We start from the raw sequence: 20,743 nt of genomic DNA, 5'->3' as shown, positions 1-20,743 counted from the left end.
CGTAGTGGCGAGTCGGGGTGTCATATTCAACGTGAGAGGTGTTGATGGTGATACCACGAGCTTTTTCTTCCGGCGCGTTATCGATCTGGTCGAATGCGCGAGCGGAACCACCGTAGGTTTTAGCCAGAACGGTAGTGATGGCAGCAGTCAGGGTAGTTTTACCATGGTCAACGTGGCCGATAGTACCAACGTTGACGTGCGGTTTTGTACGTTCAAATTTTTCTTTAGACACGGCTATATTCCTTACTATAGTGCTCTCCCCTTCGGAGAGAGCACGGGACTTAGGTTTTAATCCTGTGGATTATTTACCACGGGCTTCAATAACGGCCTGAGCAACGTTGTTCGGCGCATCATCATACTTCAGGAATTCCATGGTGTATGATGCACGACCTTTGGTCAGAGAACGCAGCTGAGTTGCATAACCGAACATTTCGGACAGCGGTACTTCAGCGTGGATCTTAACGCCGGTTACTTCGGATTCCTGACCGCGCAGCATACCGCGACGACGGCTCAAGTCACCGATAACGTCACCAGTGTTCTCTTCCGGAGTTTCTACTTCAACCTTCATGATCGGCTCAAGCAGAACTGGTTTTGCTTTCTTAAAGCCTTCTTTAAAGGCAATAGACGCAGCCAGTTTAAACGCCAGCTCAGAGGAGTCAACGTCGTGGTAAGAACCGAAGTGCAGACGGATACCCATATCAACTACCGGGTAACCTGCCAGCGGACCAGCTTTCAGCTGTTCCTGGATGCCTTTATCAACGGCCGGGATGTATTCGCCAGGAATTACACCACCTTTGATGTCGTTGATGAACTCGTAACCTTTCGGGTTAGAGCCCGGCTCCAGCGGGTACATGTCGATCACAACGTGACCGTACTGACCACGACCACCAGACTGCTTGGCGTGTTTACCTTCGATATCGGTAACTTTCGCGCGAATTGCTTCACGGTAAGCAACCTGAGGTTTACCGACGTTCGCTTCAACGTTGAATTCACGCTTCATACGGTCAACGATGATGTCGAGGTGCAGCTCACCCATACCGGCGATAATGGTCTGGTTAGACTCTTCGTCAGTCCATACGCGGAAAGACGGGTCTTCTTTAGCCAGACGACCCAGAGCCAGACCCATTTTTTCCTGGTCAGCTTTGGTTTTCGGCTCAACGGCGATGGAGATTACCGGCTCAGGGAATTCCATACGCTCCAGAATGATCGGCGCATCCGGGTTACACAGGGTGTCACCAGTAGTTACGTCTTTCAGACCGATTGCAGCAGCGATGTCGCCCGCGCGAACTTCTTTGATCTCTTCACGTTTGTTAGCGTGCATCTGTACGATACGACCGAAACGCTCACGTGCAGCTTTCACGGAGTTCAGTACGGTATCACCAGAGTTAACCACACCGGAGTACACGCGGAAGAAGGTCAGGTTGCCCACGAACGGGTCAGTAGCGATTTTGAACGCCAGTGCAGAGAACGGCTCGTCGTCGCTTGCGTGACGCTCAGCCGGAGTATCTTTACCGTCGTCCAGGATGCCGTTGATCGCCGGAACGTCAACAGGGGATGGCAGGTAGTCAATTACCGCATCCAGCATCGCCTGAACACCTTTGTTCTTGAACGCAGAACCACAGGTTACCAGGATGATTTCGTTGTTCAGAACGCGCTGACGCAGAGCTTTTTTGATCTCTTCTTCAGTCAGTTCTTCACCACCCAGGTATTTTTCCATCAGCTCTTCAGAAGCTTCAGCTGCGGACTCGATCAGGTTCTGGTGCCATTCGTCAGCCAGATCCTGCATGTCAGCCGGGATATCTTCGTATTCGAAGGTTACGCCCTGGTCTGCATCGTTCCAGTTGATGGCTTTCATTTTCACCAGGTCAACAACGCCGGTGAAACCTTCTTCAGCACCAATTGCCAGCTGCAGCGGAACCGGGTTCGCGCCCAGACGGGTTTTGATCTGACCAACAACTTTCAGGAAGTTAGCGCCCATGCGGTCCATTTTGTTAACGAACGCGATGCGCGGAACTTTATATTTGTTTGCCTGACGCCATACGGTTTCAGACTGCGGCTGAACACCACCAACTGCGCAGTAAACCATTACCGCACCATCAAGAACACGCATGGAACGTTCTACTTCGATAGTGAAGTCAACGTGCCCCGGGGTGTCGATGATGTTTACACGGTGCGGTTCATACTGCTTAGCCATACCAGACCAGAATGCAGTAGTCGCAGCGGAAGTGATGGTGATACCACGTTCCTGCTCCTGCTCCATCCAGTCCATGGTAGCGGCGCCGTCATGAACTTCACCGATTTTGTGGTTTACACCGGTGTAGAACAGAATACGTTCGGTAGTAGTGGTTTTACCGGCGTCGATGTGCGCACTGATACCGATGTTACGGTAGCGTGCGATGGGTGTTGTACGAGCCATTTGATTCCTCGTTTATTTCTTTAGGCGTTCAGTTAAGTTATCCAGAGCGGGCGACTCATCTGAAGCGCCCGCCTGGTGACTATGACTCCGAAGGGATTACCAACGGTAGTGAGCGAACGCCTTGTTGGCTTCGGCCATACGGTGAACGTCTTCACGTTTCTTAACTGCAGTACCTTTGTTGTCTGCAGCATCAGTGAGTTCGTTCGCCAGGCGCAGAGCCATGGATTTATCACCGCGTTTACGAGCAGCTTCAACGATCCAACGCATTGCCAGGGCATTACGACGGACCGGACGAACTTCAACTGGAACCTGATAAGTAGAACCACCTACGCGGCGGGACTTAACTTCGACAGTCGGGCGCACGTTTTCGAGCGCAACTTCGAAGGCTTCCAGTTCAGATTTACCAGAACGCTGAGCCAGGGTCTCCAGCGCGCTGTATACGATAGTTTCTGCAGTAGATTTTTTACCATCTACCATCAGGATATTGACAAATTTAGCCAGCAGTTCTGATCCGAACTTCGGATCCGGCAGAATTTTACGCTGACCAATGACGCGACGACGTGGCATGGAAATACTCCGTTGTTAATTCAGGATTGTCCAAAACTCTAAGAGTTTAGTATGACATTAAGATAAATCAGTTTGGCCTTACTTAACGGAGAACCATTAAGCCTTAGGACGCTTCACGCCGTACTTGGAGCGAGCCTGCTTACGGTCTTTAACGCCGGAGCAGTCAAGCGCACCACGAACGGTGTGGTAACGAACACCCGGAAGGTCTTTAACACGACCGCCACGGATCAGGATCACGGAGTGCTCCTGCAGGTTGTGACCTTCACCACCGATGTAGGAGGTGACTTCGAAACCGTTAGTCAGACGCACACGGCAAACTTTACGCAGTGCGGAGTTCGGTTTCTTAGGAGTGGTGGTATATACGCGAGTACATACGCCACGTTTCTGCGGGCAGGCTTCCAGCGCTGGCACGTTGCTCTTTGCAACTTTGCGCGCGCGTGGTTTGCGTACCAGCTGGTTAATTGTTGCCATTAAATAGCTCCTGGTTTTAGCTTTTGCTTCGTAAACACGTAATAAATCGCCTCATATATTATGAGGACGCAGAATTTTAGGGCGGTGCCGAAAAGGTGTCAAGAAATATACAACGATCCCGCCATCACCAGGCCAACTGACCGGCATGTTTGACTGTGAGTCTGACGAAATCAGTATAGCTAACCCTGCCGACACTGTCCGCAATTTGACCAGTTAGCCCGCGGGCGTCAACGTCGTCTTGCAGCACGTAAAGGGTTATGGGGGCGGATTGCAGGATCTCAAGGAAGCGACCGCCGGCGATAGCCGCCGCGACGCCATCAGACAGCAGTAACAGATCGTCACCCTGCTCCATCAAGCGAAGCATTGCTGCGATATCGGCATGCCAGGGAGAAACACTGAGCGTATGGAGCATGGGGGCCTCAGAAACGCAAAATCACATCAAATTCATGCAGACGGGCGCGCAGGGCATCCGGCGCCAGGCATTCGACATCCACCACCCACGGTGTCGCGGGGTCCAGGCCGCGCTCTCGCGCCGACTCGGCGCACAGCCAGCACTGGTCGATATCATATAGCGACAGCAGTTTAAAAGTGGCGATGTAATCGCGGGCCAGCACAGCGCCAGGCCGCTGGGCGGGCAACAGCTGAAACACGCCGTCGCCCACGAAAAATACGCCAATCTCGTCGGTGAGGGCGGAGGTGGCTAATAAGGCGTCGAGGCCTTCCCTGCCGGCGGCGCTGCCGTGCGGCGCGGAGGAAAAAACGAAAGCCACACGTTTCATCAAAACTGTACCATCCGATCGCAAGTAAGCGCCGCTTCCGCCAGCGCGCCAAGTCCGCTCAACGTAAACCCCGGCTGCAGATTATGGCCAGGCAGAGCGAGCTGTTGCGCTTCGCGCTCGTCCGTTACGCCACGACGCAGGGCGGCCGCCACGCAGATATGCAGCGCGACGCCGTGCTCATCGTGGAGGGATTGCCACCCGCGCACCAGATCGAACTCATCGCTGGCGGGCGCCGTCAGCTGGTTAGCGTTAAGCACGCCTTCGCGATAGAAAAAAACGCACGCCAGCTCATGGCCTTCCTGCAGCACGGCCTGCGCAAATTGCCAGGCGCTGCTCGCCTGCTGCGTGCCATAGGCAGGGCCGGTCACCGTGAGGGCAAAACGCATTACTTATCCAGCCCCTGGAAATCGCCGCTTTTGAACTGGCGAATATAGAGGTAGACGGTGTGCTTGGAGATGTTCAGACGATCGGCCACCTGGTTAATGGCGTCTTTAATATCGAAGATCCCTTTCTCGTAGAGATTCAGCACGATTTGACGGTTTTTAGCATTGTTGGACACGCTGCGATCGGCATTCACCTCTTCGATGGTAAATTCCAGAGTCTGGGCGACCAGATCGTCAACCGAGGAAGCAAAGTTCACCGGCGAGTTAACCTCGGGCGTTTCTGGCGGAATAAAGGTGCTCATGATCTGGGAAAACGGCACATCCAGATTCATATTGATGCACAGCAGACCAATCACCCGGTGATCGCGGTTGCGGATGGCAATCGTCACCGACTTCATCAGGACGCCGCTTTTGGCGCGGGTAAAGTAGCATTTGGAAACGCTGCTATCGGCGCCCGTCATATCGTGCAGCATGCGCAGCGCAAGATCGGTAATCGGTGAACCGATTTGGCGGCCGGTATGTTCACCATTGGCGATACGGATGGCAGAGCATTTCAGATCCTGCAAAGAATGCAGCACGATTTCACAGTGCGAACCGATGAGCATCGCCAACCCGTCCACCACCGCTTCATAAGATTTAAGAATATCGAAATCGGTCTGGTCAAAGGGACGTTGATCCAGCAGGTCAAGCTCGCTGGTTTCGTTGGTTAAAAGCGACCTGGACATGAAAAAAAGCACTCCTTTTCAGGAGCCTGTCGTTATTGTCAGGGCAGGCTCATCATCATTATTAAGCTATCTAAAGTAATACAGCGCCTGAGGATCTTTCCAGTTTTAATTATATCTGCGCTCAATAAAAAAGCCGCCGCCTCTGACGAGACGGCGGCCTGAACCCGATTACTTCTTAGCGTCAGCTTTCGCGTCCGCGGCTTTCGCATCGCCAGCGGCTTCCGGCTGAGCATCTGCCTTCGGCGCCGGTTTGATATCCAGCAGCTCTACATCAAAGACCAGCGTAGAGTTGGCCGGGATGCCCGGGACGCCGGTTTTGCCGTAGGCCAGATCTGGCGGAATGACCAGCTTGATTTTGCCGCCTTTCTTGATGTTCTTCAGGCCTTCAGTCCAGCCCGGGATCACCCCGTCGAGACGGAAAGAGAGCGGCTCGCCGCGGGTATAAGAGTTATCAAACTCTTTGCCGTCGATCAGCGTACCTTTGTAGTTAACCACCACGGTGTCGCTGTCTTTCGGCGCATCGCCAGTGCCTTCTTTCTCGACTTTATACAGCAGGCCAGTTTTCGACGTTTTCACGCCCTTCTCTTTGGCAAAGCTGTCACGGAAAGCTTTACCTTTGGTTTCGTTCTCAGTGGCGTCTTTTTCCATTTTCTGCTGAGCCGCGGTCTTCACGCGCGTTTCAAAGGCCTGCAGAGTCTGTTCGATCTCCTGGTCGGACAGTTTGCTCTTATCGGCAAACGCGTCCTGTACGCCGGCGATCAGCTGGGCTTTATCCAGCTTAATGCCGAGTTTTTCTTGTTCTTTCAGGGAGTTTTCCATGTAACGCCCCAGGGACGCGCCCAGCGCATAGGCCGATTTCTGATCGTCATTTTTAAATGCCGATTTACTCTCAGCCGCCGGGGCTGCTTTCGCCGCGGTATCTGCAGCAAAGGTCAGCGGTGCATTCAGGGCGACGGCCATTGTGGTCGCCAGCAGCGTTACTTTAAACAGTGATTTCATCCATTTCTCCAGGGCCGGGGCCTCTCACCCCAGGGTTATCGTAAAAAGCAAAAAACGTACTATAGAACGTCGCCGTTAAAATCTACATACGGACGTTCCTGAATATCGCCTCTTTTAGGACTATTTTTGTATGAATAAGTTTCCTGTAGGACGCAGCGATGCTGCGCGCCGGGGGAAACTTAAGTAGAATCCGCCCGCAGGATCAGACTAAAGAGGTTACCCATGCACGATAGCACATTAGAAACGCGCCTTGCGGAGCTGGAAAGCCGGCTGGCGTTTCAGGAAATCACCATCGAAGACCTCAATAAAACCGTAACCGCCCACGAGATTGAGATGGCAAAGATGCGCGAGCATATGCGTCTGATGATCGAGAAGCTGAAGGCGACCCAGCCCTCCCATATCGCCTCCCAGGCCGAAGAGACGCCGCCGCCGCATTATTGAGGCGTAAAAAAAGCGGGTCTCCCCGCTTTTTTGTTGTCTTCGTGCCGAAGCGCGAAGATTAGTGGCAACCGCAGCCACCGTGGCCGCCGCAACCGCCTTTACCATGGTCGTGGCCATGATCGTGGTCGTGACCGTGACCGCCGCAGCAGCCATCGTGACCATGATCGTGGTCGTGATCATGACCATGCGCGCCGTGCACGTGACCGTGCTCCAGTTCTTCAGCGGTCGCTTCGCGGATGGCGACAACTTCCACATTGAACTTCAGGTTCTGGCCTGCCAGCATGTGGTTGCCATCAACCACAACGTGGTCGTCTTCAACTTCAGTAATCTCTACTGGTACCGGACCCTGATCGGTTTCCGCCAGGAAGCGCATGCCAACCTGCAGTTCATCAACGCCCATGAAGACGTCTTTCGGTACACGCTGCACCAGGTTTTCGTCATACTGACCGTAAGCGTCGTTAGCGCCAACGGCTACGTCAAATTTGTCGCCCACTTCGTGGCCATCCAGCGCGTTTTCCAGGCCGGAAATCAGGGAGCCGTGACCGTGCAGGTAATCCAGCGGCGCGCTTACCGGAGACTCATCAACCAACACACCGTCTTCTGTACGTACCTGATAGGCCAGGCTGACCACCAGGTCTTTTGCTACTTTCATGATATCTCCTGAGATGGGAAGAATAGTGGCGCAGATTGTAGCGGAATTCTGCTGCCGTGTACCCTTTAGCTTAAAAAAAGCCGACGGATAACGCTAGTCGGGATGAAAAATGCCAATCACCTGCTCCTCTTTGCGTACATGCTCACGGGCCTCTTTATCCGCCTCACGCATCTGATGACCGCACTTAACGCATTCAACAACATCGACATTATTCTCACGCCACATCGCCAGTGAATCCTGCGCCTGGCACGCCGGACATTTCGCCCCGGCAATAAAACGTTTACGTACTGCCATATGATTTACCTTTATTCAAACTCGTCCCAGCCGTCCAGCTGCCGGCTCTCTTTCTGCATTTCGCGCTGAAAAATCTCTTCCAGTTCGCGCCGGGCTTCCCGCACGCGTGATATCTGTACCGTATCAGTATGCACCGGCATTAACTCACGCAGCATTCGCATATCGAGGCGTCGGAAGTGCAGCTGCGCGCGCTGGGCCTGGTGAGGATGCATCCCGAGGGTGATGAGCGCTTTACGCCCCAGCTCCAGCGCGCTGGAGAAAGTCTCACGAGAAAACTGCGTCACGCCGGCCTGCAGCAGCTCATGCGCCTCGACGCGCCCGCGAGCGCGCGCCAGGATGTGCAGATGTGGAAAGTGTTGTTGACACATCTCCACCAGCCGCATGGTGTCTTCCGGCTCATTACAGGTAATGACGATCGACTGCGCCTCCTCCGCCCCCGCCGAGCGCAGCAGCTCCAGCTGGGTGGCGTCGCCAAAATAGACTTTATAGCCATAGTTGCGCATCAGATTCACCGCGCTGATGTCTCGCTCCAGCACCGTAATACGCATCTTATTGGCCATCAGCAGGCGACCGATGACCTGGCCGAAACGGCCAAAGCCAACAATAATCACCTGCGGTTTATCGTCCTCTACCCACGGCGCCTCATCGGTATCCTCCGCTGGATTCAGGCGTCGCGACAGTATCTTATCGATCCCTTTCATCAGCAGCGGCGTGGTCATCATCGACAAGGTGACGGCCACCAGCAGCAGCGCCATCTGGTCGTGCTGGAACAACCGCTGAGAAGCGGGCAGCGAAAAGAGGACAAACGCGAACTCGCCGCCCTGGCTTAATACGCCCGCAAACTGCATACGCTCGGAACTCCGCAGGCCATAGAGACGGGCCAGCAGATAGAGCACCAGCATTTTTACCGCCACCAGCACCGCCACGCTCACCGCCACCCACAGCAGATGGGTGTACAGCACGCCAAGGTTCAGCGCCATACCGACGGAGATAAAGAACAACCCAAGCAGCAGCCCCTTGAACGGATCGATGGCGATCTCCAGTTCATGGCGATACTCACTTTCCGCCAGCAGCACGCCGGCGATAAAGGTACCCAGCGCCATCGACAGCCCCAGCGCCTCCATAAACAGGGCGGATCCAAGGACCAGCAGCAGCGTGGCGGCAGTGAACACTTCCCTGACCCCGGAGCTGGCGATAAAGCGGAACACCGGCCGCAGTAAATAGCGTCCGCCAATCAGCATCCCGGCAAACGCCAGGACCTTCATGCCGACCGTTAGCCAGTTCACATGCTCATCCGCGGAACCCGCCAGCAGAGGCACCAGCGCCAGCGCCGGGATCACCGCCAGATCCTGAAACAGCAGGACCGAAAAGCCTAACTGCCCTGATTCGCTGCGGCTCATTCCCTTCTCGCGCATCAGCTGCAGTGCCATCGCGGTAGAGGACATCGCCAGGCCGATCCCGCCGACCACCGCCGCCTGCCATGAAAATCCTGTCGTCATCAACAGACCGCCGAGGATCGCCGCGCTGAGCATCACCTGCGCCGCGCCAACGCCGAAGATGGAGCTTCGCAGCCGCCATAGCTTGGCGGGATTGAGCTCCAGGCCGATGATAAACATCAGAAACACCACGCCGAGTTCAGAGAAATGGAGAATTTCATCCACATCGCTGATAAACCCGAGCCCCCACGGACCTATGGCGATCCCGGCCAGCAGATAGCCCAGCACCGCGCCAATCCCCAGTCTTGAAGCCAGAGGGACGGCGATAACGGCCGCGAACAAAAACAGCACCCCTGCCAGCAGCAAATCAAATCCCGCCATGGACACCTCCGGCGGCAAGGGGGTTGGCCAGCCAGTCCCGATAGGCCAGGGCGCGGCTGCGCAGCTCCTCTGGCTGTTGCCGCCGGGCCCAGTAGACGATAATGGGGCTCATCCAGTGCATACGGCACATGCCGGCGGTCAGTTCAAAAGGACGTAAAATATCGTTCATCGGATAGCGATTCGCATCGCGACGGTAGGCGCTCTCAGGTTCGCCGGTGGTGATCACGCTGCGCCAGTACTTTCCCGCCAGTTCGTTCCCTCCGGCGCCGCTGGCGAAGCCGCGGCTTAAGACACGATCCAGCCACTCCTTGAGCAGCGCCGGACAGCTCCAGGTATATAAAGGATGCTGGAAAACGATCACCTCATGCTGGCGCAGCAGGTCCTGTTCGTGAGCAATATCGATAAAAAAATCCGGATAGTGCGCGTAGAGATCGTGCACGGTGACGTTTGGCAACTGTAAGGCCGGTTGTAATAAAACCCGGTTGGCCACGGAATCCTGAGATTCTGGGTGGGCATACAGCAGCAACACTTTCGCTGTCTGAGACATCATTCCCCTCCCGTAGGTCTTCTGGCGGCCTGCACAGCCCTGGCGTTTTGACACAGCCAGAATGACTTTGTGTATCGTCTTCGTTTTGGGCTACCATGGCGGCCCGGTGAAGCGATTCGCTTCCACACTACATTATCATAATGACAAATTAACATAGTCTGAACATACGGCGCCTTATGATTGTTTTCTCCTCGTTACAAATTCGTCGCGGCGTACGCGTCCTGCTGGACAACGCCACCGCTACCATCAACCCTGGCCAGAAGGTCGGTCTGGTGGGGAAAAACGGCTGCGGGAAATCGACGCTGCTATCGCTTTTGAAAAACGAGATAAGCGCTGACGGCGGCAGTATGACCTTTCCCGGCAACTGGCAGCTGGCCTGGGTGAATCAGGAAACCCCGGCCCTGCCGCAGCCGGCAATCGATTATGTCATTGACGGCGATCGCGAATATCGCCAGCTGGAAGCCGCGCTCCAGCAGGCTAACGAGCGCAACGACGGCCATGCCATCGCCACCGTCCACGGCAAGCTGGACGCCATCGACGCCTGGACCATCCGCTCCCGCGCCGCCAGCCTGCTGCACGGCCTGGGTTTCAGCAATGAACAGCTCGAGCGGCCGGTCAGCGATTTTTCCGGCGGCTGGCGTATGCGTCTTAACCTCGCGCAGGCGCTGATCTGCCGCTCCGATCTGCTGCTGCTCGATGAACCGACTAACCACCTCGACCTTGATGCGGTGATCTGGCTGGAGAAGTGGCTGAAGGGCTACACGGGGACGCTGATCCTGATCTCCCACGATCGCGATTTCCTCGATCCTATCGTCGACAAAATTATCCATATCGAACAGCAGACGATGTTTGAGTACACCGGCAACTACAGCTCGTTTGAAGTGCAGCGCGCCACCCGGCTCGCTCAGCAGCAGGCGATGTACGAAAGCCAGCAGCAGCGTGTCGCGCATCTGCAAAGCTATATCGATCGCTTCCGCGCCAAAGCCACCAAAGCCAAGCAGGCGCAGAGCCGTATTAAAATGCTGGAGCGGATGGAACTCATCGCCCCGGCGCACGTGGATAACCCGTTCCACTTCAGCTTCCGCCAGCCGGAGAGCCTGCCAAACCCGCTGCTGAAGATGGAGAAAGTCAGCGCCGGCTATGGCGAGCGTATTATCCTCGACTCCATTAAGCTCAATCTGGTGCCGGGGTCGCGTATCGGCCTGCTGGGCCGCAACGGCGCAGGGAAATCGACGCTGATTAAGCTGCTGGCTGGCGAACTCCAGCCCGTGAGCGGCGAGATCGGCCTCGCCAAAGGCATCAAGCTCGGCTACTTCGCCCAGCATCAGCTGGAGTTCCTGCGCGCCGATGAGTCGCCGCTGCAGCACCTGGCGCGCCTGGCGCCGCAGGAGCTGGAGCAGAAGCTGCGCGATTATCTTGGCGGCTTTGGTTTCCAGGGGGATAAGGTCAGCGAAGAGACCCGCCGCTTCTCCGGTGGAGAAAAGGCGCGTCTGGTGCTGGCCCTGATCGTCTGGCAGCGCCCTAACCTGCTGCTGCTCGACGAACCGACCAACCATCTCGACCTCGATATGCGCCAGGCCTTAACCGAAGCGCTGATCGACTTTGAAGGGGCGCTGGTGGTCGTATCGCACGATCGCCACCTGATCCGCTCCACCACCGACGATCTGTACCTTGTCCACGATGGCAAAGTCGAACCGTTCGACGGCGATCTGGACGATTATCAGCAGTGGCTCAGCGACTCGCAAAAACAGGAGTCCCAGAGCGGCGACGCGCCAAAAGAGAGCGGCAACAGCGCGCAAGCGCGCAAAGACCAGAAGCGTCGGGAAGCGGAGCTGCGCAGCCAGACCCAACCGCTGCGCAAAGAGATCGCCCGTCTGGAGAAAGAGATGGACAAGCTCAACGCGCAGCTGGCCAGTGCGGAAGAGAAACTTGGCGACAGCGAACTCTACGACGCCTCGCGGAAAGCGGAACTGACCGAATGCCTGCAGCAGCAGGCCAGCGCGAAATCCGGGCTGGAAGAGTGCGAAATGGCCTGGCTGGAGGCTCAAGAGCAGCTGGAGCGCATGCTTCAGGAAGGCTAACGCCGCCTCATCATTCTGCCTGCGACGGCGCGGGCAGAATGGGTTTCTGCCATTCCCATGCTCAGGCCATCAATGACATCAATGGTTTGTTTTCGGTGTCACCGGGCGTCATTGGCCACAAGACCACATATTGGCTAACTCCCGCGCGCCCTGCGCGGTATAGTCATCATCACGTTTATTAATTATTCTGGTGCTATGGTTGAAATCATCCCCACAGACATGACGCCCCCCGAAAACGATTCGCGTGAGTTCCATCCCATGCGCGGCGTGGGCAATCGTCATCTGCAAACCATGCTGCCGCGGCTGATCCGCCGTAAATTGCGCTTTACCCCGCACTGGCAGCGCCTTGAGCTGCCGGACGGCGATTTTGTCGATCTCGCCTGGAGCGAAGACCCGCACCAGGCGCGCCACAAGCCGCGCCTCGTCGTCTTTCATGGTCTGGAAGGGAGTCTGCACAGCCCGTATGCCCATGGCCTGATCCACGCGGCGATGCAGCGCGGCTGGCTGGGCGTGGTCATGCACTTTCGCGGCTGCAGCGGCGAACCTAACCGCAATCACCGCATCTATCACTCCGGCGAAACGGAAGATGGCACCTGGTTTCTCCACTGGCTGCAGCGCGAGTTTGGCCCCGCGCCGACCGCCGCCGTCGGCTATTCGCTGGGCGGCAACATGCTGGGCTGCCTGCTGGCAGAAGAAGGCGACCGCTGCCCGCTGGATGCGGCGGTGATCGTTTCCGCGCCTTTCATGCTGGAAGCCTGCAGCTATCATATGGATAAGGGCTTCTCGCGAGTTTATCAGCGTTATCTGCTCAATCTGTTAAAAGCCAACGCCTCACGTAAGCTGAAAGCGTATCCTGGCTCGCTGCCCGTCGATTTACGCCAGCTCAAAGGGATGCGCCGCATCCGGGAATTTGACGACATGATCACCGCCAAAATCCATGGCTTCGCCGATGCGCTGGATTATTACCGGCAATGCAGCGCTATGCCGCGGCTCAGCGATATCACTAAGCCGACGCTCATCATCCATGCGAAAGACGACCCGTTTATGGACCACCACTCCATTCCCCCGCAGGAGCAACTGCCGGCGAACGTTGAGTATCAATTGACTGAACAAGGCGGCCACGTCGGCTTCGTCGGCGGCACCCTGCGTAAACCGGAGATGTGGCTGGAAAGACGCATTCCCGACTGGTTAAACCGCTGGCTGGAGGTTCCCGTATGATTATTCCCTGGCAGGATCTGGATCCCGAAACGCTGGATAACCTGATTGAAAGCTTTGTGTTACGCGAAGGCACCGATTATGGTGAACATGAACGTTCACTTGCCGATAAAGTCGCCGATGTAAAACAGCAGCTGAAACGCGGAGAGGCGGTCCTCGTGTGGTCGGAACTGCATGAGACAGTCAATATTATGCCGCGCGCCCTGTTTAACGGCTAAGGCGACGCCACTACATCGTTTAACCAGGGAGTTGTTATGTCTGCCAAACATCCGGTGATCGCCGTCACGGGCTCCAGCGGCGCGGGCACTACCACCACCAGCCTCGCCTTTCGCAAAATCTTCGCGCAGCTAAATCTTCACGCCGCGGAGGTGGAAGGCGACAGCTTTCATCGCTACACCCGCCCGGAAATGGACATGGCGATCCGCAAAGCGCGGGATCAGGGCAAACATATCAGCTACTTTGGCCCGGAGGCGAACGACTTCGGCCTGCTGGAGCAGACCTTTGTCGACTATGGCCGCCATGGCAAAGGCCAGTCGCGTAAATACCTGCACACCTATGACGAAGCCGTGCCGTGGAATCAGGTGCCGGGAACCTTCACCCCATGGCAGCCGCTGCCGGAGCCGACGGACGTGCTGTTCTATGAGGGGCTGCACGGCGGGGTTGTCACGCCGCAGCATGATGTCGCCAGCCATGTCGACCTGCTGGTCGGGGTCGTGCCTATCGTTAACCTGGAGTGGATCCAGAAACTCATTCGCGACACCAGCGAACGCGGCCACTCCCGGGAGGCGGTGATGGACTCCGTCGTCCGATCGATGGAAGATTACATCAACTTCATCACCCCGCAGTTTTCCCGCACCCATATCAATTTCCAGCGCGTGCCGACGGTGGACACCTCCAACCCGTTTGCCGCGAAGGCGATCCCCTCTCTGGACGAGAGCTTTGTGGTGATCCATTTCCGCAATCTGCAGAACATCGACTTCCCCTGGCTGCTGGCGATGCTACAGGGCTCGTTTATTTCGCACATGAACACCCTGGTGGTGCCGGGCGGTAAAATGGGGCTGGCGATGGAGCTTATTATGGCGCCGCTGGTCGAGCGTCTGATGGAAGGCCGAAAGATCGGCTAACAGAAAAAACCCCGGCCAGGCCGGGGTTGAGATCATTCACATCAGCAGGCGAAGACTACGCCTCGATCACTTCATAGGAGTGGGTGATCTTCACCGCTTTTTCCAGCATCAGCGCCACCGAGCAGTATTTCTCTGCCGACAGATCCACCGCACGGGAGACTGCGGCATCTTTCAGCGCCTTACCGGTGACGATAAAGTGCAGATTAATATGCGTGAACAGGCGCGGCGCCTCTTCCCGACGCTCAGAGGTCAGCTTCACTTCGCAGTTGGTCACGTCGTGACGACCTTTTTGCAAAATAGAGACCACATCGATCGCACTGCAACCGCCCGCCGCCATCAGCACCATCTCCATCGGGCTGGGCGCCTTATCTCCGGAGTTGCCATCCATCAGAATCTGGTGTCCTGACGCGGACTCCCCGATAAAGGTTAACCCTTCAACCCATTTCACACGCGCTTGCATAAAATTTAACTCCAGTATCGCAATATTCCTGTCAGATTACGCGCACATAACAATTCTCGCAACGGAAGGCGACCTGCGTCATGCTGAAGCGAGACACCAGGAGACATGCGGCGAAAGCTATGCTAAAACAGTCTGGATGCTACAGTAATACATTGATGTACTGCATGTATGCAGAGGAGTTCACATTACAGGCTGTCGAAAAATCATCAGCCAGCTTCCCAGGTATAGGGAAACAATACGATTGCATGCCCGGACGCCGTGTAGTGTCGGCGCCCGGAGATAGCTTATAACAGAGGATAACCGCGCATGGTGCTTGGCAAACCGCAAACAGACCCTACCCTTGAATGGTTCTTGTCTCATTGCCACATTCATAAGTACCCATCAAAGAGCACGCTGATCCACCAGGGTGAGAAAGCAGAAACGCTGTACTACATCGTTAAAGGCTCCGTGGCTGTACTCATCAAGGATGAAGAAGGTAAAGAGATGATCCTCTCCTACCTCAACCAGGGCGATTTCATCGGTGAATTAGGCCTGTTTGAAGAGGGTCAGGAGCGTAGCGCCTGGGTACGGGCGAAAACCGCATGTGAAGTGGCCGAGATCTCTTATAAGAAATTCCGTCAGCTGATCCAGGTGAACCCGGACATTCTGATGCGTCTCTCTTCGCAAATGGCTCGCCGTCTGCAGGTGACGTCTGAGAAAGTGGGCAACCTCGCCTTCCTCGACGTGACGGGCCGTATCGCCCAGACGCTGCTGAACCTGGCGAAGCAACCCGATGCCATGACCCACCCGGACGGTATGCAAATTAAAATTACCCGTCAGGAAATTGGTCAGATCGTCGGCTGCTCTCGTGAAACCGTTGGCCGTATTTTGAAAATGCTGGAAGATCAGAACCTGATTTCCGCCCACGGTAAAACTATCGTCGTCTACGGCACCCGTTAAGTTGCTAAGCGGCGTATTGCTCCTGCAGTACGCCGTTTTTGTTTTTCCCTCATGTGGCGCAGGCTGATTTACCACCCGGAAGTCAACTATGCACTGCGGCAAACGCTGGTGCTGTGTCTGCCTGTGGCCATCGGTCTTCTGCTCGGCCATCTCCAGCAGGGACTCCTGTTTTCCTTAGTTCCCGCCTGCTGCAACATCGCCGGTCTCGACACTCCGCATAAGCGCTTTTTTAAGCGTCTGATTATCGGCGGCTGTCTGTTTGCCGGATGCAGCCTGGTGGTGCAGCTGCTGCTCGCCCAGACCATACCTTTGCCGCTTATTCTCAGCGGCCTGGCGCTATTGCTCGGCGTCACCGCGGAAATCAGTTCGCTGCACGCGCGCCTGCTGCCCGCGTCGCTGATCGCCGCCATCTTTACCCTGAGCCTGGCGGGCAATATGCCCGTCTGGGAGCCGCTGCTGATCTACGCCTTCGGCACGCTATGGTACGGCGTGTTTAACTGGTTCTGGTTCTGGCTGTGGCGCGAACAGCCGCTGCGGGAGTCGCTCAGTCTGCTCTACCGGGAACTGGCCAATTATTGCGAAGCCAAATATAGCCTGTTGACCCAGCATACCGATCCCTCGACCGCCCTGCCGCCGCTGCTCATCCGCCAGCAGAAGGTGGTCGATTTAATCACCCAATGCTATCAGCAGATGCATATGCTGGCCGCCAACCAACGTAACGACCACAAACGTCTTCTGCGAGCGTTCCAGATGGGGCTGGATCTACAGGAGCATATTTCGGTTAGCCTGCATCAGCCGGAAGAGGTGCAAAAGCTGGTTGAGCGCAGCCATGCCGAAGCGGTGATCCGCTGGAACGCGCAGACCGTCGCCGCCCGGCTGCGGGTGCTGGCGGATGACATGCTCTATCATCGTTTTCCGCAGCGTTTCCAGATGGATAAACAGATCGGCGCCCTGGAAAAAATCGCCCGCCAGCATCCGGATAACCCGGTCGGCCACTTCTGCGCCTGGCACTTCAGCCGTATCGCCCGGGTGCTGCATACCCAGCGCCCACTGTATGCCCGGGATCTGATGGCTGACAAAGAGCGTCGTTTACCGTTGTTTCCCGCGCTAAAGAACTATCTGTCGCTGAAGTCGCCCGCGCTGCGCAACGCCGCCCGCATCAGCGTGATGCTGAGCATCGCCAGCCTGATGGGCAACGCCCTGCATTTGCCGAAGCCCTACTGGATCCTGATGACCGTCCTCTTCGTGACACAGAACGGCTATGGCGCCACGCGGGTACGTATTGTCCACCGGGCGGCGGGGACGCTCGCCGGCCTGATCATCGCCGGGCTGACCTTGCACTTTCACGTTCCGGAGAGCTATACCCTGAGCGGGATGCTGCTGATCACCCTGCTCAGCTATCTGATCATCCGCAAACACTATGGCTGGGCGATGGTGGGGTTTACGGTGACGGCGGTATATACCCTGCAGCTGCTGACGCTCAACGGCGAACAGTTTATTATCGCCCGGCTGATCGACACGCTGATCGGCTGCCTGATCGCCTTCGGCGGGATGGTCTGGCTGTGGCCGCAGTGGCAGAGCGGCCTGCTGAAAAAAAACGCCCACGATGCGCTGGAGGCCGACCAGCAGGCGATTCGCCTGATCCTCAGCCCCGACCCCAAAGCGCCCGCGCTGGCCTACCAGCGCATGCGCGTCAATCAGGCGCACAACGCGCTCTACAACTCCCTGAATCAGGCGATGCAGGAGCCCGGGTTTAATACCCACTACCTGGAAGATATGAAGCTATGGGTGACGCACAGCCAGTTTATCGTCGAACACATCAACGCCATGACCACTTTGGCCCGGGAGCATACGATGCTCACCCCGGATCTTGCCCAGCGCTATCTCGAATCCTGTGAGATTGCCCTGCAGCGCTGTCAGCAGCGGCTGGACAGCGATGGTCCCGGCAGCGCAGGGGATGTCAATATTATGGAGTCACCGGAAAGCGAGGTGCCGATCGGTCCGTTAAGCACCCTGGAGCAGCATCTGCAACGCATTCTGGGCCATCTGAACACCATGCACACCATTTCGTCAGTGGCATGGCGTCAGCGGCCGCATCACGGCATCTGGCTGCGGAAGATCAGCCGTTAATCACCTTTGCCACGGCCTGGGCAAAGCGCGCCATCCCCTCGACAATATCCTGCTCTTCGATGATCAGCGAGGGAACAAAACGCATCACGTCCGGCCCGGCGTTAAGCACCATGACGCCGGCTTCCGCAGCGGCATAGAGAAAATCACGCGCGCGGCCCTTGTGCTGCGGCTTGAGTTCGGCGCCAATCAGCAGGCCCATCCCGCGAATATCACTGAACAGATCAAACTCGGCATCCAGCTGCTGCAGGTGTTTGACGAACAGTTCGCGTTTGGCGTTCACGCCATCCAGCACCGCCGGGGTATTGATCAGATCGAAAGCGGCGTTGGCGACCGCGCAGGCCAGCGGGTTGCCGCCGTAGGTTGAGCCATGGGAACCCGCATGGAAGGCGCTGGCGATCTCGTGGGTGGTCAACATGGCGCTGACCGGGAAACCGCCGCCCAGCGCTTTGGCGCTGGTGAGAATATCCGGGGTTACGCCATAGTGCATATAGGCAAACAGCGATCCGGTACGCCCCATTCCGCACTGCACTTCATCAAAGACTAACAGCGCCTGGTGTTGATCGCACAGTTCGCGCAGCCCCTGCAGGAACGCCGGCGTCGCTGCCGTCACGCCGCCTTCGCCCTGAATCGGCTCCACCACCACCGCGCAGGTGTGGTCATCCATCACCGCTTTTACCGCCTGCAGGTCGTTGAAGGGAACATGGACAATATCCGCCGGTTTCGGGCCGAAACCATCGGAGTACTTCGGCTGCCCGCCGACGGAGACGGTAAACAGGGAGCGACCATGAAAGGCATTATGGAAAGCGATGATTTTGGTTTTGTACGGGCTATGGCGGGTCACCGCATAGTGACGCGCCAGCTTAAAGGCCGTTTCATTGGCTTCGGTACCGGAGTTCATAAACACCACTCGCTCGGCGAAGGTGGCATCGACAAGTTTACGTCCCAGGCGCAGCGCTGGCTCATTGGTAAAGACGTTGCTGGTATGCCACAGCGTTTCGCCCTGCTCGTGGAGCGCCGCCACCAGCGCCGGGTGGCAATGGCCGAGCGCCGTCACCGCGATACCGCCGGCGAAATCAACATACTCTTTGCCCTGCTGATCCCAGACGCGGCTGCCTTTTCCCTTTACCGGGATGAATTCTGCCGGTGCATAAATTGGCAAAATAACTTCATCGAATGTGGCGCGGGTGATTGCCGGTTGTTCAGTTGCCATGTCTTGCCCATCCCTCTTCGTTATGCAGATGCGATTATGATAATCTAATCACAAAATATGCATAAAAAATCAGTCAATGGCAACCGAAATCACCGCTTAATAAAGTTCGCCAGCAATTGATGGCCCTGTTCGCTGAGGATGCTTTCCGGATGGAACTGCACGCCCTCGAGATCCCAGTCGCGATGACGGATCCCCATAATCTCACCGCTGGCGCTGCGGGCGGTGACGATAAACTCAGGCGGCAGCGTCGGCGGGTCAATCACCAGCGAATGATAGCGGGTCACCGTCAAAGGATTATTCAGCCCCTGAAACACCCCTTCGCCGTTATGCTCGATAAGCGAGGTTTTTCCATGCATCACCTGCGCCGCCCGCACAATGGTCGCGCCAAACGCCTGGGCTATCGCCTGATGCCCGAGGCAGACGCCCAGCAGCGGCGTTTTCCCTGCATAGTGACGGATTACCGCGAGGGAAATCCCCGCTTCATCCGGCGTACAGGGACCAGGCGAAATCACTATCTTCTCCGGCGCCAGCGACGCTATCTCCTCCAGCGTCAACGCATCGTTGCGCCTGACCAGCACTTCCGCCCCCAGTTCGCAAAAGTACTGATACAGATTCCAGGTGAAAGAGTCATAGTTATCGATAAGCAGGATCATAGCGGCTCCGGAACAATCAAACCGGGCTATTCTACTCAGATTCCCGCGCTTCGCTTACCACTTTGCGAAAGATCGCCGCCAGCGGGTCCGGATCGCCCATCGCGCCCTGCTGACAGGCGGTGCTCCAGGCGGCAGGATCGACGTCACGCCAGTCAAGAAGGTAGCCGGCATGTATCGCCAGCTGTTCAAAGAAAATGCGCTGGGTCAGGCCATTGCCGAGACGAAAAGGGTGCAGCACATTAATTTCACCATAGAACCAGCTCAGGCGTTCGATAAAGGTATCCCGCGGCAGGCCGCAGAGATAATCCTCCTGCTCCAGGGCCTGCATCAGGGCGTTCCCCTCCTCTTCGATGCGGGCAAAGTGGCAGAACGGCGTATCGCCCAGGTAGAGGTTCACTTCACGCAGCCTACCCGCCCAGTCAAACAGATCCTGATACAGCTGATGATGAATAGCGCACAGATAGGGTAAGCCGCGCACCCGCGGGCCCAGCGGCAGGGTGGCCGCCCGCAGGGACGTCATCTTTAGGGCAGCCTGCTGCAGCGTTTTAGCCTGGCGGATGCCGAGGCGGTTGCGCAGGACGTTCAGCGCCGGATAGAGGTAAGGATCGCGTTCATCGCCAAATTTATCGCTCATACTCCCTCCGCAGCGTCGCGAGACGAGCCTGCGCCTCCTCGGCAGTCAGCGTAACCAGCGGCACCGATACGCCTTCGAGGCGACGGCTGGCCTGAAAATTGCTATTACGTGTCTGTTCCCAGAGCCGGGATTTTTGCTTATCGGTGAGTGGACGCATCGTCGCCCCCCTTATCGTCCCCTGTGTGCCACAAGTATAAGCAGCAATT

Annotated in this window: 25 protein-coding genes; 7 read left to right on the top strand and 18 right to left on the bottom strand. The window is 56.7% G+C overall.

The window, feature by feature from the left end:
• From MKR05_RS13830 to fkpA, 9 genes are all read right to left on the bottom strand, one after another.
• A partial coding sequence (locus MKR05_RS13830; protein WP_032439543.1) for a GTP-binding protein occupies positions 1-232 on the bottom strand: 232 nt, incomplete at its 3' end.
• A 69-nt stretch (positions 233-301) separates the two neighbouring features.
• Positions 302-2,416, bottom strand: coding sequence for an elongation factor G (fusA, locus tag MKR05_RS13825; protein ID WP_023291175.1), 2,115 nt, complete (start codon positions 2,414-2,416; stop codon positions 302-304).
• A 96-nt stretch (positions 2,417-2,512) separates the two neighbouring features.
• Positions 2,513-2,983, bottom strand: coding sequence for a 30S ribosomal protein S7 (gene rpsG, locus MKR05_RS13820; RefSeq protein WP_002920113.1), 471 nt, complete (start codon positions 2,981-2,983; stop codon positions 2,513-2,515).
• Positions 2,984-3,079: 96 nt separating this feature from the next.
• Positions 3,080-3,454 carry a 30S ribosomal protein S12 gene (gene rpsL / locus MKR05_RS13815; protein ID WP_002920115.1) on the bottom strand — a complete coding sequence of 125 codons (375 nt, stop codon included), beginning with the start codon at positions 3,452-3,454 and terminating at the stop codon, positions 3,080-3,082.
• Positions 3,455-3,578: 124 nt separating this feature from the next.
• Positions 3,579-3,866 (bottom strand): sulfurtransferase complex subunit TusB, encoded by a 288-nt coding sequence (gene tusB, locus MKR05_RS13810; protein WP_004202221.1) that lies wholly within the window; start codon positions 3,864-3,866, stop codon positions 3,579-3,581.
• Positions 3,867-3,873: 7 nt separating this feature from the next.
• Positions 3,874-4,233, bottom strand: a complete 360-nt coding sequence (gene tusC / locus MKR05_RS13805; RefSeq protein WP_032454214.1) for a sulfurtransferase complex subunit TusC — start codon at positions 4,231-4,233, stop codon at positions 3,874-3,876.
• The gene (gene tusD / locus MKR05_RS13800; RefSeq protein ID WP_002920128.1) at positions 4,233-4,619 is read right to left on the bottom strand and encodes a sulfurtransferase complex subunit TusD; all 387 of its coding nucleotides are present in this window, start codon (positions 4,617-4,619) and stop codon (positions 4,233-4,235) included. The genes tusC and tusD overlap by 1 nt, the downstream gene beginning before the upstream one ends.
• Positions 4,619-5,341 (bottom strand): transcriptional regulator, encoded by a 723-nt coding sequence (locus MKR05_RS13795; RefSeq protein ID WP_002920130.1) that lies wholly within the window; start codon positions 5,339-5,341, stop codon positions 4,619-4,621. The genes tusD and MKR05_RS13795 overlap by 1 nt, the downstream gene beginning before the upstream one ends.
• Before the next feature lie 168 nt (positions 5,342-5,509).
• Positions 5,510-6,340 (bottom strand): FKBP-type peptidyl-prolyl cis-trans isomerase, encoded by an 831-nt coding sequence (gene fkpA / locus MKR05_RS13790; RefSeq protein ID WP_004202215.1) that lies wholly within the window; start codon positions 6,338-6,340, stop codon positions 5,510-5,512.
• A gap of 222 nt (positions 6,341-6,562) precedes the next feature.
• Here fkpA and MKR05_RS13785 point away from each other — a divergent pair, with 222 nt between their 5' ends.
• Positions 6,563-6,781 carry a protein SlyX gene (locus MKR05_RS13785; protein WP_002920136.1) on the top strand — a complete coding sequence of 73 codons (219 nt, stop codon included), beginning with the start codon at positions 6,563-6,565 and terminating at the stop codon, positions 6,779-6,781.
• Between the two features lie 58 nt (positions 6,782-6,839).
• On the opposite strand, the gene slyD is transcribed toward MKR05_RS13785, so the two are convergent.
• From slyD to kefG, 4 genes are all read right to left on the bottom strand, one after another.
• Positions 6,840-7,433, bottom strand: coding sequence for a peptidylprolyl isomerase (gene slyD, locus MKR05_RS13780; protein ID WP_004202213.1), 594 nt, complete (start codon positions 7,431-7,433; stop codon positions 6,840-6,842).
• 93 nt (positions 7,434-7,526) lie between these two features.
• The gene (locus tag MKR05_RS13775) at positions 7,527-7,727 is read right to left on the bottom strand and encodes a YheV family putative zinc ribbon protein (protein WP_002920143.1); all 201 of its coding nucleotides are present in this window, start codon (positions 7,725-7,727) and stop codon (positions 7,527-7,529) included.
• Between the two features lie 11 nt (positions 7,728-7,738).
• Complete coding sequence (gene kefB, locus MKR05_RS13770) at positions 7,739-9,544, bottom strand: glutathione-regulated potassium-efflux system protein KefB (RefSeq protein WP_004202210.1); 1,806 nt, start codon at positions 9,542-9,544, stop codon at positions 7,739-7,741.
• The gene (gene kefG, locus MKR05_RS13765; protein ID WP_004202208.1) at positions 9,531-10,094 is read right to left on the bottom strand and encodes a glutathione-regulated potassium-efflux system ancillary protein KefG; all 564 of its coding nucleotides are present in this window, start codon (positions 10,092-10,094) and stop codon (positions 9,531-9,533) included. Before kefG ends, kefB begins: the two co-directional genes overlap by 14 nt.
• A gap of 173 nt (positions 10,095-10,267) precedes the next feature.
• Between kefG and MKR05_RS13760 the strand changes: the two genes are divergently transcribed.
• From MKR05_RS13760 to MKR05_RS13745, 4 genes are all read left to right on the top strand, one after another.
• Positions 10,268-12,172 carry an ABC transporter ATP-binding protein gene (locus MKR05_RS13760; protein ID WP_023291178.1) on the top strand — a complete coding sequence of 635 codons (1,905 nt, stop codon included), beginning with the start codon at positions 10,268-10,270 and terminating at the stop codon, positions 12,170-12,172.
• 219 nt (positions 12,173-12,391) lie between these two features.
• On the top strand, positions 12,392-13,390 hold the full coding sequence (locus tag MKR05_RS13755) for a hydrolase (protein ID WP_072096663.1): 999 nt from the start codon (positions 12,392-12,394) through the stop codon (positions 13,388-13,390).
• Complete coding sequence (locus MKR05_RS13750) at positions 13,387-13,605, top strand: YheU family protein (protein WP_002920151.1); 219 nt, start codon at positions 13,387-13,389, stop codon at positions 13,603-13,605. Before MKR05_RS13755 ends, MKR05_RS13750 begins: the two co-directional genes overlap by 4 nt.
• 36 nt (positions 13,606-13,641) lie before the next feature.
• Complete coding sequence (locus MKR05_RS13745) at positions 13,642-14,511, top strand: phosphoribulokinase (RefSeq protein WP_004202201.1); 870 nt, start codon at positions 13,642-13,644, stop codon at positions 14,509-14,511.
• Between the two features lie 55 nt (positions 14,512-14,566).
• Here MKR05_RS13745 and MKR05_RS13740 read toward each other — a convergent pair whose 3' ends face one another.
• Positions 14,567-14,971 carry an OsmC family protein gene (locus tag MKR05_RS13740; protein ID WP_023291180.1) on the bottom strand — a complete coding sequence of 135 codons (405 nt, stop codon included), beginning with the start codon at positions 14,969-14,971 and terminating at the stop codon, positions 14,567-14,569.
• A gap of 306 nt (positions 14,972-15,277) precedes the next feature.
• Between MKR05_RS13740 and crp the strand changes: the two genes are divergently transcribed.
• Complete coding sequence (gene crp / locus MKR05_RS13735) at positions 15,278-15,910, top strand: cAMP-activated global transcriptional regulator CRP (RefSeq protein WP_000242758.1); 633 nt, start codon at positions 15,278-15,280, stop codon at positions 15,908-15,910.
• A gap of 51 nt (positions 15,911-15,961) precedes the next feature.
• Positions 15,962-18,040, top strand: coding sequence for a YccS/YhfK family putative transporter (locus tag MKR05_RS13730; RefSeq protein WP_023291181.1), 2,079 nt, complete (start codon positions 15,962-15,964; stop codon positions 18,038-18,040).
• On the opposite strand, the gene MKR05_RS13725 is transcribed toward MKR05_RS13730, so the two are convergent.
• The 4 genes from MKR05_RS13725 to MKR05_RS13710 all read right to left on the bottom strand — a co-directional run bounded on the left by MKR05_RS13725 (position 18,030) and on the right by MKR05_RS13710 (position 20,694).
• Entirely contained in the window at positions 18,030-19,250 is a 1,221-nt protein-coding gene (locus tag MKR05_RS13725; protein WP_238874789.1) for an aspartate aminotransferase family protein, read from the bottom strand. The genes MKR05_RS13730 and MKR05_RS13725 overlap by 11 nt on opposite strands.
• A gap of 89 nt (positions 19,251-19,339) precedes the next feature.
• On the bottom strand, positions 19,340-19,903 hold the full coding sequence (gene pabA, locus MKR05_RS13720) for an aminodeoxychorismate synthase component 2 (protein WP_044524952.1): 564 nt from the start codon (positions 19,901-19,903) through the stop codon (positions 19,340-19,342).
• A gap of 31 nt (positions 19,904-19,934) precedes the next feature.
• Entirely contained in the window at positions 19,935-20,537 is a 603-nt protein-coding gene (locus tag MKR05_RS13715) for a putative adenosine monophosphate-protein transferase Fic (RefSeq protein WP_238874787.1), read from the bottom strand.
• A complete protein-coding gene (locus MKR05_RS13710; RefSeq protein WP_004202194.1) occupies positions 20,527-20,694 on the bottom strand; it encodes a YhfG family protein in 168 nt (55 codons plus the stop codon). The genes MKR05_RS13715 and MKR05_RS13710 overlap by 11 nt, the downstream gene beginning before the upstream one ends.
• Positions 20,695-20,743 lie beyond the last annotated feature (49 nt).

This window comes from Klebsiella sp. K5-204, from assembly GCF_030128585.1.
Taxonomy (GTDB): domain Bacteria; phylum Pseudomonadota; class Gammaproteobacteria; order Enterobacterales; family Enterobacteriaceae; genus Klebsiella; species Klebsiella quasipneumoniae.
The sequence above is the reverse complement of the archived record's forward strand: the minus strand, read 5'-3'. Positions and strand labels throughout refer to the sequence as shown.

Bases quoted from the DNA above. Each gene is read 5' to 3' on its own strand.
- fusA (WP_023291175.1), bottom strand. From the start codon at position 2,416: ATGGCTCGTACAACACCCATCGCACGCTACCGTAACATCGGTATCAGT.
- rpsG (WP_002920113.1), bottom strand. From the start codon at position 2,983: ATGCCACGTCGTCGCGTCATTGGTCAGCGTAAAATTCTGCCGGATCCG.
- rpsL (WP_002920115.1), bottom strand. From the start codon at position 3,454: ATGGCAACAATTAACCAGCTGGTACGCAAACCACGCGCGCGCAAAGTT.
- tusB (WP_004202221.1), bottom strand. From the start codon at position 3,866: ATGCTCCATACGCTCAGTGTTTCTCCCTGGCATGCCGATATCGCAGCA.
- tusC (WP_032454214.1), bottom strand. From the start codon at position 4,233: ATGAAACGTGTGGCTTTCGTTTTTTCCTCCGCGCCGCACGGCAGCGCC.
- tusD (WP_002920128.1), bottom strand. From the start codon at position 4,619: ATGCGTTTTGCCCTCACGGTGACCGGCCCTGCCTATGGCACGCAGCAG.
- MKR05_RS13795 (WP_002920130.1), bottom strand. From the start codon at position 5,341: ATGTCCAGGTCGCTTTTAACCAACGAAACCAGCGAGCTTGACCTGCTG.
- fkpA (WP_004202215.1), bottom strand. From the start codon at position 6,340: ATGAAATCACTGTTTAAAGTAACGCTGCTGGCGACCACAATGGCCGTC.
- MKR05_RS13785 (WP_002920136.1), top strand. From the start codon at position 6,563: ATGCACGATAGCACATTAGAAACGCGCCTTGCGGAGCTGGAAAGCCGG.
- slyD (WP_004202213.1), bottom strand. From the start codon at position 7,433: ATGAAAGTAGCAAAAGACCTGGTGGTCAGCCTGGCCTATCAGGTACGT.
- MKR05_RS13775 (WP_002920143.1), bottom strand. From the start codon at position 7,727: ATGGCAGTACGTAAACGTTTTATTGCCGGGGCGAAATGTCCGGCGTGC.
- kefB (WP_004202210.1), bottom strand. From the start codon at position 9,544: ATGGCGGGATTTGATTTGCTGCTGGCAGGGGTGCTGTTTTTGTTCGCG.
- kefG (WP_004202208.1), bottom strand. From the start codon at position 10,094: ATGATGTCTCAGACAGCGAAAGTGTTGCTGCTGTATGCCCACCCAGAA.
- MKR05_RS13760 (WP_023291178.1), top strand. From the start codon at position 10,268: ATGATTGTTTTCTCCTCGTTACAAATTCGTCGCGGCGTACGCGTCCTG.
- MKR05_RS13755 (WP_072096663.1), top strand. From the start codon at position 12,392: ATGACGCCCCCCGAAAACGATTCGCGTGAGTTCCATCCCATGCGCGGC.
- MKR05_RS13750 (WP_002920151.1), top strand. From the start codon at position 13,387: ATGATTATTCCCTGGCAGGATCTGGATCCCGAAACGCTGGATAACCTG.
- MKR05_RS13745 (WP_004202201.1), top strand. From the start codon at position 13,642: ATGTCTGCCAAACATCCGGTGATCGCCGTCACGGGCTCCAGCGGCGCG.
- MKR05_RS13740 (WP_023291180.1), bottom strand. From the start codon at position 14,971: ATGCAAGCGCGTGTGAAATGGGTTGAAGGGTTAACCTTTATCGGGGAG.
- crp (WP_000242758.1), top strand. From the start codon at position 15,278: ATGGTGCTTGGCAAACCGCAAACAGACCCTACCCTTGAATGGTTCTTG.
- MKR05_RS13730 (WP_023291181.1), top strand. From the start codon at position 15,962: ATGTGGCGCAGGCTGATTTACCACCCGGAAGTCAACTATGCACTGCGG.
- MKR05_RS13725 (WP_238874789.1), bottom strand. From the start codon at position 19,250: ATGGCAACTGAACAACCGGCAATCACCCGCGCCACATTCGATGAAGTT.
- pabA (WP_044524952.1), bottom strand. From the start codon at position 19,903: ATGATCCTGCTTATCGATAACTATGACTCTTTCACCTGGAATCTGTAT.
- MKR05_RS13715 (WP_238874787.1), bottom strand. From the start codon at position 20,537: ATGAGCGATAAATTTGGCGATGAACGCGATCCTTACCTCTATCCGGCG.
- MKR05_RS13710 (WP_004202194.1), bottom strand. From the start codon at position 20,694: ATGCGTCCACTCACCGATAAGCAAAAATCCCGGCTCTGGGAACAGACA.